16 protein-coding genes and 1 riboswitch are annotated in these 15,932 nt (G+C 52.7%); of the genes, 5 read left to right on the top strand and 11 right to left on the bottom strand.

Translation table 11 applies throughout. The annotated features are described in order from the left end of the window. The first annotated feature begins 40 nt into the window (after window positions 1-40). Window positions 41-421 carry a DoxX family membrane protein gene (locus tag INP77_RS09695; protein ID WP_194748817.1) on the top strand — a complete coding sequence of 127 codons (381 nt, stop codon included), beginning with the start codon at window positions 41-43 and terminating at the stop codon, window positions 419-421. Between the two features lie 39 nt (window positions 422-460). Here INP77_RS09695 and INP77_RS09700 read toward each other — a convergent pair whose 3' ends face one another. From INP77_RS09700 to def, 7 genes are all read right to left on the bottom strand, one after another. Then, the gene (locus INP77_RS09700) at window positions 461-1,723 is read right to left on the bottom strand and encodes a sigma-54 dependent transcriptional regulator (RefSeq protein ID WP_194748818.1); all 1,263 of its coding nucleotides are present in this window, start codon (window positions 1,721-1,723) and stop codon (window positions 461-463) included. A 9-nt stretch (window positions 1,724-1,732) separates the two neighbouring features. Beyond that, window positions 1,733-3,895: an ATP-binding protein gene (locus tag INP77_RS09705; RefSeq protein WP_194748819.1), complete on the bottom strand. Its 2,163-nt coding sequence runs from the start codon at window positions 3,893-3,895 to the stop codon at window positions 1,733-1,735. 4 nt (window positions 3,896-3,899) lie between these two features. Beyond that, the gene (locus INP77_RS09710; RefSeq protein ID WP_194748820.1) at window positions 3,900-4,475 is read right to left on the bottom strand and encodes a DUF4390 domain-containing protein; all 576 of its coding nucleotides are present in this window, start codon (window positions 4,473-4,475) and stop codon (window positions 3,900-3,902) included. Further along, window positions 4,453-5,742, bottom strand: coding sequence for a 16S rRNA (cytosine(967)-C(5))-methyltransferase RsmB (gene rsmB, locus INP77_RS09715; protein ID WP_194748821.1), 1,290 nt, complete (start codon window positions 5,740-5,742; stop codon window positions 4,453-4,455). Before rsmB ends, INP77_RS09710 begins: the two co-directional genes overlap by 23 nt. A gap of 119 nt (window positions 5,743-5,861) precedes the next feature. After that, window positions 5,862-6,731 (bottom strand): zinc metalloprotease HtpX, encoded by an 870-nt coding sequence (gene htpX, locus INP77_RS09720; RefSeq protein WP_194748822.1) that lies wholly within the window; start codon window positions 6,729-6,731, stop codon window positions 5,862-5,864. 84 nt (window positions 6,732-6,815) lie between these two features. Further along, the gene (fmt, locus tag INP77_RS09725; RefSeq protein WP_194748823.1) at window positions 6,816-7,736 is read right to left on the bottom strand and encodes a methionyl-tRNA formyltransferase; all 921 of its coding nucleotides are present in this window, start codon (window positions 7,734-7,736) and stop codon (window positions 6,816-6,818) included. Window positions 7,737-7,750: 14 nt separating this feature from the next. Next, window positions 7,751-8,266: a peptide deformylase gene (gene def / locus INP77_RS09730; RefSeq protein ID WP_194748824.1), complete on the bottom strand. Its 516-nt coding sequence runs from the start codon at window positions 8,264-8,266 to the stop codon at window positions 7,751-7,753. Between the two features lie 166 nt (window positions 8,267-8,432). On the opposite strand from def, the gene INP77_RS09735 reads away from it, so the two are divergent. From INP77_RS09735 to INP77_RS09745, 3 genes are all read left to right on the top strand, one after another. Then, the gene (locus tag INP77_RS09735) at window positions 8,433-9,470 is read left to right on the top strand and encodes a LysM peptidoglycan-binding domain-containing protein (protein ID WP_194748825.1); all 1,038 of its coding nucleotides are present in this window, start codon (window positions 8,433-8,435) and stop codon (window positions 9,468-9,470) included. 11 nt (window positions 9,471-9,481) lie between these two features. Then, entirely contained in the window at window positions 9,482-10,594 is a 1,113-nt protein-coding gene (gene dprA, locus INP77_RS09740) for a DNA-processing protein DprA (RefSeq protein ID WP_194748826.1), read from the top strand. A 78-nt stretch (window positions 10,595-10,672) separates the two neighbouring features. Beyond that, window positions 10,673-11,140 carry a DUF494 family protein gene (locus INP77_RS09745; protein ID WP_194748827.1) on the top strand — a complete coding sequence of 156 codons (468 nt, stop codon included), beginning with the start codon at window positions 10,673-10,675 and terminating at the stop codon, window positions 11,138-11,140. Between the two features lie 72 nt (window positions 11,141-11,212). Here INP77_RS09745 and metF read toward each other — a convergent pair whose 3' ends face one another. The 3 genes from metF to ahcY form a co-directional block, all read right to left on the bottom strand. Beyond that, window positions 11,213-12,040 (bottom strand): methylenetetrahydrofolate reductase [NAD(P)H], encoded by an 828-nt coding sequence (gene metF, locus INP77_RS09750; protein ID WP_194748828.1) that lies wholly within the window; start codon window positions 12,038-12,040, stop codon window positions 11,213-11,215. 58 nt (window positions 12,041-12,098) lie between these two features. Beyond that, window positions 12,099-12,449 (bottom strand): phage holin family protein, encoded by a 351-nt coding sequence (locus INP77_RS09755; RefSeq protein ID WP_194748829.1) that lies wholly within the window; start codon window positions 12,447-12,449, stop codon window positions 12,099-12,101. 103 nt (window positions 12,450-12,552) lie between these two features. Further along, window positions 12,553-13,962 (bottom strand): adenosylhomocysteinase, encoded by a 1,410-nt coding sequence (gene ahcY / locus INP77_RS09760; protein ID WP_194748830.1) that lies wholly within the window; start codon window positions 13,960-13,962, stop codon window positions 12,553-12,555. Window positions 13,963-14,055: 93 nt separating this feature from the next. Then, a riboswitch (S-adenosyl-L-homocysteine riboswitch) is annotated at window positions 14,056-14,138 on the bottom strand. 226 nt (window positions 14,139-14,364) lie between these two features. Here ahcY and INP77_RS09765 point away from each other — a divergent pair. Further along, a complete protein-coding gene (locus tag INP77_RS09765; RefSeq protein ID WP_194749138.1) occupies window positions 14,365-14,514 on the top strand; it encodes a hypothetical protein in 150 nt (49 codons plus the stop codon). Between the two features lie 83 nt (window positions 14,515-14,597). Here the strand turns inward: INP77_RS09765 and INP77_RS09770 are convergent, their stop codons facing one another. After that, a complete protein-coding gene (locus INP77_RS09770) occupies window positions 14,598-15,605 on the bottom strand; it encodes a serine protease (RefSeq protein WP_228518842.1) in 1,008 nt (335 codons plus the stop codon). Window positions 15,606-15,932: the final 327 nt, after the last annotated feature.

Consider the following 15,932-nt stretch of genomic DNA (forward strand, 5'->3'; position numbering starts at 1 on the left):
ATCATACGTCCTTTATTAAAACAGGACTTGAGGAAAAGTTATGTGTCGTTTTCAAACCGCAGCGGCCAGGATTTTACTGGGGCTGGTGTTTTTTGGGGTGGTGATTTTGAAGCTGATGGCTATTTTAAATACGCCTGATGGTTATCTGCAATACCAAATGATGTTAGGGCAATTTGGCCTGCCAGCCGTGTTTGCACCATTGCTGATTTTCATTCAGTTTGTGTTTGGTCTGTTGCTGATCGTGGGGTACAAAACCCAACTATCTGCACGCGTTTTGGGCGTGTTGGCGGTATTTATGGCACTGGTGCTTGGCCAGGCTTCGCTGGACGCGTTTTTTGCCTACCTGGGCATCGCTGGTGGCATGTGGTTATTGAGTATTTATCCGCAAACTGCTTGCAGTCTGGATAACCGCAACAAATAAACGATTCAGTCGTAAAAAGCCGGGTTAGCCCGGCTTTTTTTATCCCTTGATTTTGATCCCCAGCTGTTTGAGCTTGCGATAGAGGTGTGTCCGCTCCAGCCCCGAAATTTCTGACAACCGGCTCATATTATTTTTGACCAGCCGCATATGGTACTGGAAGTAAAAACGCTCGAAGTCATCGCGCGCTTCACGCAAGGGCTGGTCCAGATTAAGCGGCATATGCTGCTCAGACGACTCGCCGCGCTGCCCTTGAAAATTGGCCAGAACACGCTGCACATCGGTCTGGGTAATGCTTTCACCCAAACTGGTCATGAGCAGGTTCTGCACGACGGACTCCAGCTCGTCCAAATCACCTGGCCAGTCAGCATTGCGCAGCGCATTCAGCGCCGCCACATCAAACGCCTTGTAGTCAATCTTGCTGGCTTCAACCATCAGGGTCGCCATCGCATTGACCAGATCGGGAATATCCTCTTTGTGCTCATCCAGGCAAGGCACCTTCACCGCTGACCCAGCCAGCGTTTGCAGCAAGGCCTGCTCAAGCATGGCTTTTTCAATCAGTTGCGGCAAGCCATGCTCACTGGCGCAAATCACGCGTACCCCGTATTTTTCGGATTTATTGATGAGCAGGTGCAGGCCTTTTTGTTCGGTCTTGCCCAGTCTGGTGACTTCATCGACAAACACCACGCCTTCACGGGCCTGCTCGAGAATTTCCATCGGTGCGGTGACCAGCTTCTCATACTCGGTCAAGGCCACCCACGGCGTATTCTGCGGACGCAAAAACTTGGCGCACAATGGCACACTGCCGCCTTTTTTACCAATCAGGAACAAGGTGTTTTTATGGCGCGCCAGCTGCTCCAGGCGCTGCTTGAGCTCCTGAATGACGGCACTTTTGCCAAAGCTGGACAGGTTAATTTCGGTATGCGCCAGATGCTCGGTATGTTTGATCGCTGCGCCTACGGTTTTGAGCAGCTTTTGCAAGGCAATCGGTTTTTCGAGGAAGTCGAACGCCCCGAGGCGAGTGGCCTCGACCGCGGTATCTATGGTGCCATGCCCAGACATCATGATCACCGGCATGGTCAGCAAGCCGGCATTGGCCCATTCTTTAAGCAGGCTGATGCCATCGCAATCAGGCATCCAGATGTCAAGCAACACCAGATCCGGTCGCTGCTTGAGCCGCTCGTCCCTGGCAATTTGTGCATTTTCTGCCAGGCGCACGACGTGCCCCTCATCCCGCAAGATATCGCTTAATAACTCCCTGATGCCGATTTCGTCATCGACGACCAAAATATTACGTGAAGCCATGGTACTTCCTTACACGATGCGCTCAACGCGCCGACGTTGTTGTTGTTTATCGACCGGCAAGCTGATGGTGACGCTGGCGCCCCCTTGTGGCAGATTATCGATGCGTATCTGTCCACGCTGCTCTTCTATCATTTTTTTGACAATAGCCAATCCCAACCCGGTACCGTGTGACTTGGTTGTGACGTAAGGTTCAAACACCCTCGCCATCACCTCGGTGGGAAAACCACTGCCGTTATCCGTCACTGACAATTTTATACGCTCGCCATCATAATCGGTCAAGATCACAATTTGCGGTTGTTCAGTTTGCACCAATGCATCCTGGGCATTTTGCAGCAGGTTATGCAGGATTTGGCGCATCATGGTGGCATCGGCATAAATCTCGGGCAGCTGCTCATGCAGGGACAGCACCAGCTTGACCACAGAGGCGTTGTAAAGGCGGCTCACATCGCGGATCAAGGCATTCAAATCCAGCCTTACCAGTTGGGCGGCAGGCGTTCTGGCATACTCACTAAATTCGTTGACCATATTCTTCATCGCCTGCACCTGGTTGACGATGGTATCGGTAGACTTAAACAGCATCTCCGCATCCTTTTCTTCCAGTTTGTCGCGCAGCTTCAGCTGCAAGCGCTCGGCAGACAGCTGTATCGGTGTCAGCGGATTTTTGATTTCGTGCGCCAGCCGTCTGGCTACCTCGGCCCAGGCGGCATCGCGCTGGGCTTGCGCCATGGCGGTCACATCATCAAACACCACTACCAGGCCGTGCCCCGCCCCTTCCGGCAACCGCGTCACCCGCAACATCAGCATCTGCTTGCCATGCACCCCTTCAATTTCGATCTGGCTGCTTAAATGCCGCTCATGATGGTCAAATTGCAACGTATCTTCATAGTGTTGCATCACCAACGCTGTAAAAGGCGTGAGGTAATCATTTTCGGCCGCAATGTCGGTAAAGACTTTGTTTTTAAAGCCCACCAGCGAAATCCCCAAAATATTGGTGGCAGCCAGATTGTAAACACGCAGCTCCGCCTGTTCATTAATGGTCATCACGCCTGAGCTCAGGTGCGACAAAATAGCTTCCAGGTAGGCACGTGCAGACTCCACATGCTGACGGCTCTGTTCGGAGGCATTTTTCGCTTCCTGCAACTGGCGCGTCATGCTGTTGAACGACTTCACCAGCACACTAAGCTCATCCTTGCCAAATGAGGGCAGCTGCTGCGAATAATCGCCACTGGCAATCAGCCGCGTCCCTTCTGCCAGCACCGTCAAGGGTTGCGCCATGCGCCGACTCAGTGCAAATGCGATGGTCAATGCGCCCAGCATGGACAGCAGCAAAATCATGGTCAGCGTCAGCATGAAAATGTCTTTGAGTGACTGCCGGCTGTACGACAAGGTCTGGTACTCGCGGTAGACCTCCTGCACCGATTCGGCAGTATTCGAAAGCGCCTTGGGCACCGGTTGCATCAATTGCAGAATCCGCATCTCGCCCGTGATCCCCAAGGTTTCCACCGGGATCAGCACGCGCATGTACAGGCCTTTGCCGGGGATAGGCTCGATTTTGCCGTAGATACGGCTACGTGCCTGGCGTAACTGTGGCACAGAAGGCAGCTCAGGTAAAAAGCTGCTGGGATCAGAGCTGCTGACAGCCAGAATCGCACCTTGCGGGGTCAGTAATGCCGCGTCCTGAACGCCAGCCTTTTCACGCAGATCGTTCAGTTGTCCATAATGTGAGCGGGCCGTTTGCAGTGATAGCGAGACCGCCATGCTTTGCGCCTTTTCCTTGACGTCCTCCAGCATGATATCCAGCGCCCGTTGCCCCAGATTCAGCCCCCCATCCAGTGCGGATTCGACCTTAACGTTAAACCAAGACTCAATCGAGCGTGACAGGAAGTTCACGGAAACCAGATAGACGATCATGCCTGGAATCAACGCCATCAGGGCAAAAGACACCAGCAATCTGAAATTCAGCTTGCTGCCTACCTGTTTGGCTTTGGTGGTCTGGTAAAGATGGCGTAACTGATAGGCAATCACCCCCAGCAACAACACGGCGAGGCCAGCATTGATATACAGCAGGATCAGGTAATAATCCCCACTGATGGCGGTGTTGGCACTGGCGAGAGACAGCAGGTACAGCAGGGCTGCCGCCAGTAGAATGGACAAAATCAGGACATACCGCATAGGGCTAACGCTGGGTGTCCTTTACCCACCAGCTAAACGTCGGCGTGACCAGCTCCCAGTCACTTTCGCCCAGGGCATCCAGCTGCAAGGCTTTAGGCAGCTTGCTGGTATCCAGATGCATTTTGAGCGCCGCCTGATAGGGCTGATTTTTTTCTAGTGTGGCATGCGGCGTCAAGCGCCAGTCGCGGATCAGGCCCAACTCACGCCTGGCTTCAGCCAGGCTGTCGAATCCTTTTTGCTGTTGCGGATAATTAAGCAGATATTGCTTGGTCAGCGCGTGATAGTTGAGCGTGACGGCGCGACGCTCGGTCACCACCTCATCATCAAACCAGTACTTCATGGGTTTGATGATCTGGCATTCATACAAAAATGTCAGGGCGATGCCCTTACTCAAAGCTTCCTCAAGCGCGCGGCCAAAATGGATGTCCAGATCCGCATCCAGCGCCCAGGTATCTTCACGCAATACCAGCTCGGCACTTTTGACATGGGCATGATTGTTATTGGCAGCCAGTGCCAATGCTGTCATGGTCAGCAGAAAAAAAAGCGCCGAATAATATTTAATGTTTTTGTAAAAGCGCATAAAACAATCCGTCATGCGCGGCAGTGGGCAGCAATTGCCCGCCAATTGACTGCTGGCAAGGGAGGCCCGAGGCATCAAACTGCACTGGCAACCTGACCGCATCTGCATGCATGGTTAAAAACTGTTGAATCTGCATTTCATTTTCTTGTTGAAAAATCGAACAGGTGACGTACAGCAATTTACCGCCTTTTGCCAGCATATGCCACAAATTCAATAATATTTGCTGTTGCATCTGGGCAAATACCGTCAAATCCTGTGGCCGACGCAACCATTTCATATCGACATGCCTGCGCACGATGCCTGAGGCACTACAGGGCACATCAGCCAGAATGCGGTCAAATAACTGACCATCAAACCAGTCGGCTTTTGCCGCATCGCCTGTCCTGACCTTGGCTTGCAAGCCCAGACGCTGCAGGTTGTCGTGGACACGGCGCAGGCGCTCTGCCTCCACATCCAGGGCAAGCAAGTCAATATCACTGGCTTCAAGCAAGTGACAAGTTTTACCGCCCGGCGCGCTACAGGCATCCAGCACGCGCATGCCTGCTTGCACATCTAGCAAAGGAACCGCCCACTGTGCGCCGGCATCCTGCACACTGAGCCAGCCTTGATCAAAATGCGGCAGTTTGTGCACCGGCAACGGCTGCTGCAACTGAATCGCCGTACCGCCCAACGCTTGCGCCGCAATCCCCGCGTCATCCAGCGCCTGCATGTAGCTGGCGACATCCGTTTTGCGCAGATTAATGCGCAACGTCATGGGTGGGTGGCTGTTGCCTATGGTCAGAATCGACTGCCAATGCTGAGGATATTGTTGTTTGAGGGTATCAATCCACCATTGCGGATAGTTAAACTGCACCGCTTCCGACTGACTCACTTGCGCCTGCAAGGTTGTCCGTTGGCGCAAAAAATTACGCAATACCGCATTGACCAGCCCTTTTGCCCAGCGCAGCCCGGTTTTGCCCGCGGCTTCCACAGCCTGATTGACCACCGTAAAATCATCTTCGGCCCCATGCAACAGCTGCGACAGGGCAACCAGCAACAGCGCGTGTACACGTGCATCCGTTACTGGCTTGGCCGTCAGCGCCTGCAAATAAGCCGCGGCTTCGGCATACAAGCGCAAGGTGAGGTAGCTGTAATCCTGTGCAGCCGCCTGCTGTTGCGGCGTCGCCGACTTGACCCTGCGCAATGCCTTAGGCATGGAAACAGTCAGGTTATGTCCGGCCAACACTTCGGCCACCGCAGATGCGGCTATGAGCTGGGCAACTTGCAAAAGAAGACTCTGGTGAAAAAAAGACTATTCTACTTGATGCGCCCAAAATACACAGACAAAAACTCACGCAATAAAAAAGGCTTTCTTGCGAAAGCCTTTACTGTCTGATGAAATCGCGTTTAATACTGGTTAGCCAGCGCCAATAACCGGCGGATCCGCTCTTCGGTCTGCGGGTGGGTGCTGAACAACCCCGCCAGGTCTGCGCCTGATAAGGGGTTGATAATCATCATCTGCCCGGTTTCCGGGTGTTGCTCGGCAGTCATATTGGGAATCTGGTGCGCATAATTGTGGATTTTCTCCAGCGCGGCCGCCAAGGCTTTCGGGTCGCGACTGATCTCAGCCCCCATGCGATCTGCTTCATATTCGCGCGACCGTGAAATCGCCATCTGGATCAGCGAAGCGGCCAACGGTGCCAGAATCATAATCAAAATACCAATAATGGGATTGGGTCGGTCTTCGCCCTCCCGATGCCCGCCAAACATCAGGCCAAATTGCGCAATCGATGAAATGGCCCCGGCCACGGTGGCGGAAATAGTAGAGATCAAGGTATCGCGGTGTTTCACGTGCGCCAGCTCATGTGCCATCACACCGCGCAATTCGCGCTCACTCAAAATCTGCATGATGCCGGTAGTAGCTGCCACGGCAGCGTTCTCGGGGTTGCGGCCGGTAGCAAACGCATTCGGCTGGCTTTCATTGATCACGAACACACGCGGCATGGGTAATTGGGCCCGCTCGGCCAGCTCTTTGACCATGTTGTAATAGTTGCGGAACTGCCCATTACCAAAATTATTTTCAGCATTGATCTCAACTGCGCCATACATTTTCAGCACCGCCTGGTCGCTAAACCAGTAGGCATAAAAGTTCATGCCGCCTGCCAGCAACAGCGCCAGCAACATGCCGCCCTGGCCACCCAGCGCGCCGCCCACCGCAACAAACAGGGCAGTAATCGCGGCCATCAACACAAAGGTTTTGGTCCAGTTACCTAACATAGTGACTCCTTCACAATTCGGTGAGTAATATCGACTTTAATATGCGGGGATGACAGGCATTTTTCAATGCCTGCACCAGATTGACTAGAAAAAGCGGTCGCCGACTTGCACATGCTGGCCTTGCACAAACTGTTGTGCCGTTTGGCGCTTGCCACCCGGCATCTGCAACTCATGCAGTTCTAATGCGCCGTCGCCACAGGCCACCTGCAGCGGATGAGTCTGCAACACAGTGCCTGGCTCGCCTTGACCCGCCACGGCTTGAGCAAACCACAGTTTGCAGACTTGATCATTAAATTTGGCTGTAGCGACCGGAAAGGGATTAAATGCACGAACCTGACGTGAAAGTTGCTGGGCAGATTGCGTCCAGTCAATGGCTGACTCGGCTTTTTCGAGCTTGTGCGCATAGGTCACCAGCGCCTCGTCCTGTACTTCAGAGGCCAGGCAACCGCTATCTTGCAAGGTCTGCATCGCCTCGACCATCAAGCGCGCGCCTTCACGACTGATCGCATCATGCAAGGTCTGCGTGGTATCTGCCGCAGTAATCGCCACCGACCATTTACTGATCATATTGCCGGCATCCAGCTTGGGCACCACCTCCATGATGGTGACGCCCGTCTCGGCGTCCCCGGCCAGAATGGCCCGGTGGATGGGCGCAGCCCCGCGCCAGCGTGGCAGCAAGGAGCCATGGATGTTGTAACAGCCTCGCGTCGGGATGTTCAGCACCGCGGTCGGAATAATTAGGCCATAGGCCGCAACGATCAGCACCTCGGCGTTGACCGCTGCAATCTCGGACTGCACCTCGGCGGGCTTAAGGCTTTCTGGCTGAAAAACACGTAAGCCGTGTTGCAAGGCGAGCTGTTTGACCGGACTCGCTTTTAACTGCATGCCACGGCCCGCGGGGCGGTCTGGTTGCGTCAACACCATGACAATGTCATGGCCCGCGTCTATGAGTCCTTGCAAAGCCGGTACTGCAAACTCCGGGGTCCCGGCATAAATAATACGCATGCAACCTTCCTGACTTAATAACTGTTGCGCTCGATTTCGCGCGCGTGCTTGACCATTCTGGTCCGGATACGGTTACGTTTGAGCGTGGAGAGATACTCCACAAACACCTTACCCAGCAAATGATCCATTTCATGCTGGATACAGACGCTCAGCAATCCATCCGCATCCAATCTGAAAGTGTTGCCATGCACATCTTTCGCTTCGACGGTAATAAATTCAGCGCGCGTGACACTTTCATAGATGCCGGGCACTGACAGGCAACCCTCTTCATAATCCTGGCTACCTGACTGGGCAATGATTTTAGGATTGATCAGCACCAGCAAATCGTCTTTTTCCTTGCTCAAGTCAATCACGATCAACTGGATGTGCTGGTCGACCTGCGTAGCAGCCAAGCCTATTCCTGGCGCATCATACATGGTCTCAGCCATATCGCTGACCAGTTGCTGTAATGCCTCATCAAATACTTGCACCGGTTTGGCCACCGTATGCAGGCGTGGATCCGGATATTGCAAAATTGGAAGTAGTGCCATGCTCTACAAATCTTTCCATTCAAATAGTTTGTGCAAAAACAGGGCAAAACGCCTGCTTTTTCACCTTGATCAGAACTTTAAAGCCATGCTAGATTGGTTGATATTGCGCAGTGGCTGTGCGCAGGTACAGCCCATCCATTTGTGTCGCATAAAACAGAGACGCCACATGACGAAAATTGTTCAAATTATAACCTCGCTTGCGCTGGCTTGTAGCAGCTTATTGTTACAGGCAGAAGAAATTCCGTTGCGGCCGCAGCACCCCGACCGGCATGTCGTCGTCAAAGGCGATACCTTGTGGGATATTTCTGCCAAGTTTCTGAAAAATCCATGGCAATGGCCACAGATTTGGCAATTAAACCGGTCTAGCATTAAAAATCCGCACTGGATTTATCCGGGGGATATCATCGTGCTCGACACCAGCAGCGGGCAACCCGTACTCAAACTGGTGCGCGAATCTGTCACCCTGGAGCCTGGCATGATCGTCACGCCAATCAAAGGCGATGCCATCCCCGCCATACAACCCAATATCATCCAGCCCTTTTTGACCAAGCCCATGCTGATTGCGCCAGAAGCGCTCAAGTCAGCGCCCAGAATTGTGGCGGCGCAGGAAGAACGTGAGATTCTGAGTCCTGGCACACGCATTTATGTGCAGGGCCTGCCAGACGCTCCACGCAACGCCTGGGCAATCTACCGCGAGGGGGAGGCGATCAAAAACCCTGAAAATGGTGAGCTGCTGGGCACAGAAGCGCATTATCTGGGGGAGGCCAAACTGCTGCGCTCAGGCCAGCCTGCCACCTTGACCGTAACCCAGGCCAAAGAGGAAATTGCGGTTAAAGACAAACTGATTGCGATGGAAGACTCCCTTAGCCCGCCTTATCTGCCACATGCGCCCGAAGGCCAGATTGAAGGCCAGATTGCACGCGTGAGCGAAGGCATCAACGAGACTGGCTATGGCCGTGTGGTGGTGCTCAATCGCGGCGAAGCGCAAGGCCTGGAGCGCGGTCACGTGCTTTCGGTGCTGCGCAAAGGCGCCAGCATGGTAGACCCCGAATCCGCAGACCCTAAACATCCGGTCATGATCCAGTTGCCGGATGAGCCTGTCGGCTTGGTGATGGTCTTCAAAACCTTTCCCAAACTGTCATACGCGCTCGTCATGCAGGCCTCGCAACCTATCCATGTGGAAGACGTGGTGCGTACCCCCTGATCTCCGCACTGATGGTCACAGATCCTGAAGAGAGCGCAGCCTGGATTGCCTTAAGCCTGGTCGAAGGGCTGGGCAGTGTCACCTATTGCCAGCTGTTGCTGCACTTTAAAACCCCGCAGGCGATTCTGGCCGCCTCCTACAGCAGCTTGTGCGAACTGGTCAGCAAAGACGTCGCCGAAGGGATACAAAAAGCGCCAGAAGACCCGCATATTGCCAAGACACTAGACTGGCTCTCACAACCAGATAACCACCTGATCACACTGGCGGATGCCTACTATCCGCAACGCCTGCTCAGCATAGACCAGCCGCCGCCCGTGCTCTATGCCAAAGGCAACCTGCAAATGCTCAAGCGGCCTGGCCTGGCCATTGTCGGTAGCCGCCACGCCACACCGCAAGGCGAGTCAACTGCCGAACAGTTTGCCGAAAGCTTGTGCCGGGCCGGATTTGCCGTGGTCAGCGGGCTGGCATTAGGCATAGACGGCGCCGCACACAGAGGCGCGCTCAAAGCAGATGGTGCCACGATTGCCGTGGTCGGCACGGGGCTGGATATTGTCTATCCGGCACGGCATAAAGCCCTGGCCCATCAGATTGTGCAGTATGGCTTGTTGCTCTCCGAGTATCCACTAGGGACGCCATCTTTGACACACAATTTTCCCAGACGCAACCGTATTATCAGTGGCCTGTCTGAAGGATGCCTGGTGGTAGAGGCCAATATTGATAGCGGCTCACTCATCACTGCACGCCTAGCGATCGAACAGGGCCGTGAAGTCTTCGCCATTCCCGGCTCCATTCATTCGCCGGTGTCCAAAGGGTGCCATGCGCTGATCAAACAAGGGGCAAAGCTTGTCGAGTCCACCGAGGACATTGTCAGCGAATTGAAGCATGTCCGCCTGCCCAACCCCGCACTTTCGATTAGCCCGAATGGGTCACTACCCGATTGGACTAATCTACCCGCCGAAGCCAGTCCTGTCCTGGCTTGCATGGGGTTTGACCCCATCTTTGCAGAGCTCATTGCGGCCCGCGCCGGGTTGACGCCCGAACAAGTTTCCACCATGCTAACACTACTTGAATTAGAAGGTGTGGTCAGCCATCTCGCCAACGGCCAATTCCAGCGATTGGTTTAAAGCTCGGTTCAGACCCACCCCAGTATCGCTGCTATTCACTACTAATAGCGGAGCAGCGTGTTTGAGGAGAATTTAGACATGTTGGAAGTACTGATATTTATCTATCAAAATTATTGGGATAAGCATGATGCGTTTGAGCTGAAAGAAACAGACGAAACCATCATGGCCTATGAGCTCTCCCAGGCCGGGTTTAACCACCAGGATATTTTACATGCCGTGGGCTGGGTGAAAGACCTGCGTCGCTCGGTGCAACAGCCGCAATACCAGCACGACCCGTTTGCGACTCGCGTCTATTGCGAGATGGAACGCAACAAGATCAGTGACGACAGTCTGAACTTTCTGGGCTTGCTACAAAGAAGCGACATCATCACGGCTTATGAGCGCGACCTGATTATTGATCGTGCCATGGTCTTGCCGCAAGAAACCTTGAGCATGGAAGATATCCGCTGGATCACCATGATGGTGCTGTGGGACGAAACGCGCAAGCAGGATTACCTGTTTGTTGAAGATGCCTTGTTTAACCCGCAAGGTTTGTCATTGCAATAACCCAACAGAGCGACACAAAAAAAAGCGCGGCTGATTCAGTCCGCGCTTTTTTGTTTACCAGTATTTTTACGACTACAGTTGCCTGATAATCTGGCCAATAATGCCCGCCTGGTTCAGGGTGTAGAAGTGCATTTTATCTACGCCTGCCTCAATCAGTTTGGTACAGATATCAGTGACCACCTCCGCGCCAAAAGCGCGCAATGAAGCCATATCATCGCCATAGGCTTCCAGCCGCATACGCAGCCAGCGTGGAATCTCGGCACCACAGACACTGGAGAAGCGCGCCAGTTGCGTATAGTTATAAATCGGCATGATGCCAGGAATAATCGGTGCAGTGACACCCAGCTTCTGCGCCGCTTCTACAAAACGGAAATAGGCATCCACATTGTAAAAATACTGTGTAATGGCCGAATCTGCGCCAGCATCGATTTTACGCTTGAAGTTTTCAAGGTCTTTTTGTGCCGAGCCGGCTTCCGGGTGAAACTCGGGGTAAGCCGCCACCTCCAGGTGAAACCAGTCGCCGGTCTCGGCGCGGATAAAACTCACCAACTCATTGGCATATTTAAAATCCCCCGCACTCACTTCGCCTGAGGGAATATCGCCACGCAAGGTCACCAGTCTATTGATGCCTTTCGCCTGATAGGCTTGCAGCAATTCGCGGATTTCTTCTTTGCTGGAAGAAATACAGGAGATATGTGGGGCTGCACCATGGCCTTCAGCCTGGATTTCGAGCACACTGTCCATGGTACGGTCGCGGGTTGAGCCCCCCGCACCAAACGTGACGGAAAAAAACTCGGGAGAGAATACGGCCAGCTCTTTGCGTACTTGACGCAGGTTCGCCATGCCTTCCGCCGTTTTGGGCGGAAAAAACTCAAAACTGTAAGCGATTTTTTGATTCACTGTTTTCTCTTTTATTTCTAAACGCGTGATTTCAGGCAGATGCGGGGATGGTCAGGGGTCAGTCTTTTTCGTTGAACACAATCGCACTCAGGATCCAGGCAATCACGCTATACACCAGGGCGCCTATGACGCCAGTCATCACACTATTGACGACAAAGCCTTGCAACAGGTGGCCGACAAACCAGAAGAGCAGACCATTGATGACTAACAGAAACAGTCCCAACGTCAGCAAGGTAATCGGCAAGGTCAAAAGCACCAGAATCGGCTTCACCAGCATATTGGCCAGACCAATCACGACAGCAGCCACCAGCGCAGCGCTGAAATTGGCCACTTGAATGCCTGGGACCAGATAAGCCACGGCCATCAGTGCCAATGCATTGAGTACCCAAACAACCAGTAGTTTAAACATGCCGCCTCCTTGGATGAAAGATGAGGCAAAGTGTACACCAAATCTGCGCCAGAACATCTGGCGCAGGGGTGGCATGGTTTAGCGCACGCTGAAAAGCGCGTGATTAATAGCGATAATGCTCAGGCTTGAATGGGCCGGTTTTGCTCACGCCAATGTAGGCTGCTTGTGCATCGGTCAAGGTGGTCAATTGCGCATTGAGTTTCTTCAACTGCAAGATCGCCACTTTTTCATCCAGATGTTTAGGCAAGGTGTAAACGCCAACTGGATACTTGTCGGTCTGGGTAAACAATTCAATCTGCGCAATGGTCTGGTTGGCAAAGCTGGAGCTCATCACATAGCTTGGATGACCTGTGCCGCAGCCCAAATTGACTAGACGGCCCTTGGCCAGCAAGATGATGCGCTTGCCGTCCGGGAAAATCACGTGATCAACTTGTGGCTTGATCTCTTCCCACTGGTATTTTTCGATGCTGGCAACATCGATTTCATTGTCGAAGTGACCAATGTTACACACAATCGCCTGATCCTTCATTTTGGCCATGTGCTCATGCGTGATAACGTGGTAGTTACCCGTCGCTGTGACAAAAATGTCCGCATGTTCAGCGGCATAATCCATGGTCACGACGCGGTAGCCTTCCATCGCGGCTTGCAGGGCACAAATCGGGTCAATCTCGGTCACCCAAACCTGGGCTGACAAAGCACGCAACGCTTGTGCAGACCCTTTACCCACGTCACCGTAACCGGCAACAACGGCAATCTTGCCTGCGATCATGACATCGGTCGCACGCTTGATGCCATCCACCAGAGACTCACGGCAACCATACAAGTTATCAAACTTGGACTTGGTCACAGAGTCATTCACATTAATCGCAGGGAAAGCCAGCTTGCCTTCTTTATGCATTTGATACAAACGGTGCACGCCCGTGGTGGTTTCTTCGGTCACGCCTTTAATCGCAGCCAAACGCACGGAGTACCAGGTAGGGTCTGTTTTCAGCTTGGCCTTGATGGCGTTAAACAAACAGATTTCTTCTTCTGAAGTGGGGTTCGCCACCACAGACAAATCTTTTTCGGCACGGCTACCCAAATGCAGCAACAGGGTCGCATCGCCACCATCATCCAAAATCATGTTGGAGTAACCACCATCCGTCCACTCAAAAATACGGTGGGTGTAATCCCAATACTCTTCCAGCGTTTCGCCTTTCACGGCAAACACGGCAGTGCCCGTCGCGGCAATCGCAGCGGCTGCATGGTCCTGGGTTGAGAAAATATTGCAAGAAGCCCAGCGCACTTCAGCACCCAAATCCTTCAGGGTTTCAATCAGGACAGCGGTCTGGATAGTCATATGCAGAGAGCCAGTAATGCGCGCGCCTTTCAGTGGCTGTTGCGCTGCGTACTCTTCGCGGATTGCCATCAGGCCAGGCATTTCAGTCTCGGCAATCGCAATTTCCTTGCGACCCCAGGCGGCCAGGCCCATGTCTGCGACTACATAATCTTTGATATCAGCTACAGTATTCATGTTTCAAATCCTTAAAAAAATGAAAACTGAGCAGGAAAAGTTCGATAAGAACCGGTGGCAACGTTGTTCACCTTTTTTCCGTGCTCGCACAGTGAAAAGTGAACGCCGTTGAGATGCTTTACAGCAAATGCTCTGAGCCTGGGAGTCGAGTGACTCTCGCAGCGTTCCTCAGAAGTTGCGAATTATACGCGAACCCAAGGATTTTACAAAAAACAAATCCTGAGCAATCAAAGAACAACCACTGAAAACCTGCTCAAATAGCTGCCTAGAAATACCCTCTTTACCGATTCATTAAATTGACCGAATTACATGCTGCTACTCTGTCAAATCAGTTTCACCCGCCTGTGCCATGATGACATCACGTTCTCAAATATCCTCATTTAGTATAGAAAGGTGATTACTATGACCATGTATCAAGTAATGGATGAAGAAAATCATTGCATCGCAACCTTTCATCATTTTCAGGAAGCCATGTATACCGCACAAGACTTCACCCTGTGGGATGATGAACATTACTATCATGTCGAAGAGCTGGATCTGGCCGTCGCCTAAGCAAACCGTCCCGACATCAAAAGAAAAAAGCGCCAGTTAAGGCGCTTTTTTATTGGGGCTGACACAACACCGTCAGCCTCGCATCAAGGCAAGGTTTTCATCGCCACTTTGAGCTCTTCAGCCTTTTCGGCATCCAACTGTGTCAGTGTATCCACATTGGCCAAGGCTTCGATATGTTTACCGTTGGACTCCGCAATCAGTCCCAGGTAATAAAAAGCCTGACTATGCTGATCGTTCATGCTGACGACACGGTGCAAGTGTTGCTCAGCCATGGTGAGATCCTTGGTTTCATATTCAGCTGCAGCCAGATAAAACCAAGCTTCTGTATTATGAGGTTCCTGAGTCGTCCATTGCTGGGCAATCGCTTTCAGGCCATCCCAGTCCTTGTGCAGGTAAGGAAACACCACTTTCATGAAATAAGGCCATTCAGCTGCCGGTTTGCCCCAGAAAGGCAGCTCGCTTTTGACCACAATCGGGCCCGCTGGCTGCGCGATCAAAGCCTGAACCCAATCAATCGACATGTAATAGTAGTAGGCATCTTTACCAGGGCTCTTGAGCGTAATCAGGCCGACCAATGCGCCCGTCTCATCAAACAGACCACCACCACTGGCGCCTTGTCTGAAACTGCTGGTTGCCCGCACAATCACGGAGTCATCCATGGCAAACAGCCCCTTGACCACCCCTTGGCTACTTACAGGCGCGGCGACGAAACTCGGATAGCCGATATTAAACACTGCTTGTTCGTATTTGAGATCGCGGCTGGACTTCATGGTGACTGGGCTAATCGGCAGGTCATCCATTTGCAGCATGCAAACATCATGCTTCCAGTCCGGTTTGACACCCACGGCATGGTAAGCCGCCCCGCCACTGACCACGCTGATACTGGTAGCATTGGCAACCACATGGCAGTTGGTCACAACCTGATTTTCAGCCACCACGACGCCTGAACCCAGCCCGTATTGCCCATTTTTCAGGCCGACCTGCACACGTAGCACGCGGCTGTTCAACGCCTGCATGAGCTCGGCAGAAGGCTCTGCCATCAATGGGATTGCCAGGCAACCTAACAAACATCCGATCAACCATTTTGCCATGTCTTGCTCCAATCTGCGAAGGTAGGCAACAAGGAATGCACTACCTGTAATACGTTTTGGAAAGCTTCTTAAACTGTTTATAGCAAAACGTATTCCAAGCTGGAGAATGCGGGCTCACTTACCGCCAGACTATGGGGAGACCATGAGAAAGAAAGGAGGGATTTTATATTTAACTATAAAAATCAATGAGATACGTAAAAATAACTGTCGTATCACTGTAGTCTCTCAGTCGACTGCTTTAGCGAGCGGCCAGAAGTGCCGCAACAGACCGCTCAGCATACGCACAAAATCAGTGCGCAAAATCAGTGCATGCACTACCGAGTCGCA

Source organism: Methylophilus sp. 13 (assembly GCF_015354335.1).
Classification (GTDB): domain Bacteria; phylum Pseudomonadota; class Gammaproteobacteria; order Burkholderiales; family Methylophilaceae; genus Methylophilus; species Methylophilus glucosoxydans.

Bases quoted from the DNA above. Each gene is read 5' to 3' on its own strand.
- INP77_RS09695 (WP_194748817.1), top strand. From the start codon at position 41: ATGTGTCGTTTTCAAACCGCAGCGGCCAGGATTTTACTGGGGCTGGTG.
- INP77_RS09700 (WP_194748818.1), bottom strand. From the start codon at position 1,723: ATGGCTTCACGTAATATTTTGGTCGTCGATGACGAAATCGGCATCAGG.
- INP77_RS09705 (WP_194748819.1), bottom strand. From the start codon at position 3,895: ATGCGGTATGTCCTGATTTTGTCCATTCTACTGGCGGCAGCCCTGCTG.
- INP77_RS09710 (WP_194748820.1), bottom strand. From the start codon at position 4,475: ATGCGCTTTTACAAAAACATTAAATATTATTCGGCGCTTTTTTTTCTG.
- htpX (WP_194748822.1), bottom strand. From the start codon at position 6,731: ATGTTAGGTAACTGGACCAAAACCTTTGTGTTGATGGCCGCGATTACT.
- fmt (WP_194748823.1), bottom strand. From the start codon at position 7,736: ATGCGTATTATTTATGCCGGGACCCCGGAGTTTGCAGTACCGGCTTTG.
- def (WP_194748824.1), bottom strand. From the start codon at position 8,266: ATGGCACTACTTCCAATTTTGCAATATCCGGATCCACGCCTGCATACG.
- INP77_RS09735 (WP_194748825.1), top strand. From the start codon at position 8,433: ATGACGAAAATTGTTCAAATTATAACCTCGCTTGCGCTGGCTTGTAGC.
- dprA (WP_194748826.1), top strand. From the start codon at position 9,482: ATGGTCACAGATCCTGAAGAGAGCGCAGCCTGGATTGCCTTAAGCCTG.
- INP77_RS09745 (WP_194748827.1), top strand. From the start codon at position 10,673: ATGTTGGAAGTACTGATATTTATCTATCAAAATTATTGGGATAAGCAT.
- INP77_RS09755 (WP_194748829.1), bottom strand. From the start codon at position 12,449: ATGTTTAAACTACTGGTTGTTTGGGTACTCAATGCATTGGCACTGATG.
- ahcY (WP_194748830.1), bottom strand. From the start codon at position 13,962: ATGAATACTGTAGCTGATATCAAAGATTATGTAGTCGCAGACATGGGC.
- INP77_RS09765 (WP_194749138.1), top strand. From the start codon at position 14,365: ATGACCATGTATCAAGTAATGGATGAAGAAAATCATTGCATCGCAACC.
- INP77_RS09770 (WP_228518842.1), bottom strand. From the start codon at position 15,605: ATGGCAAAATGGTTGATCGGATGTTTGTTAGGTTGCCTGGCAATCCCA.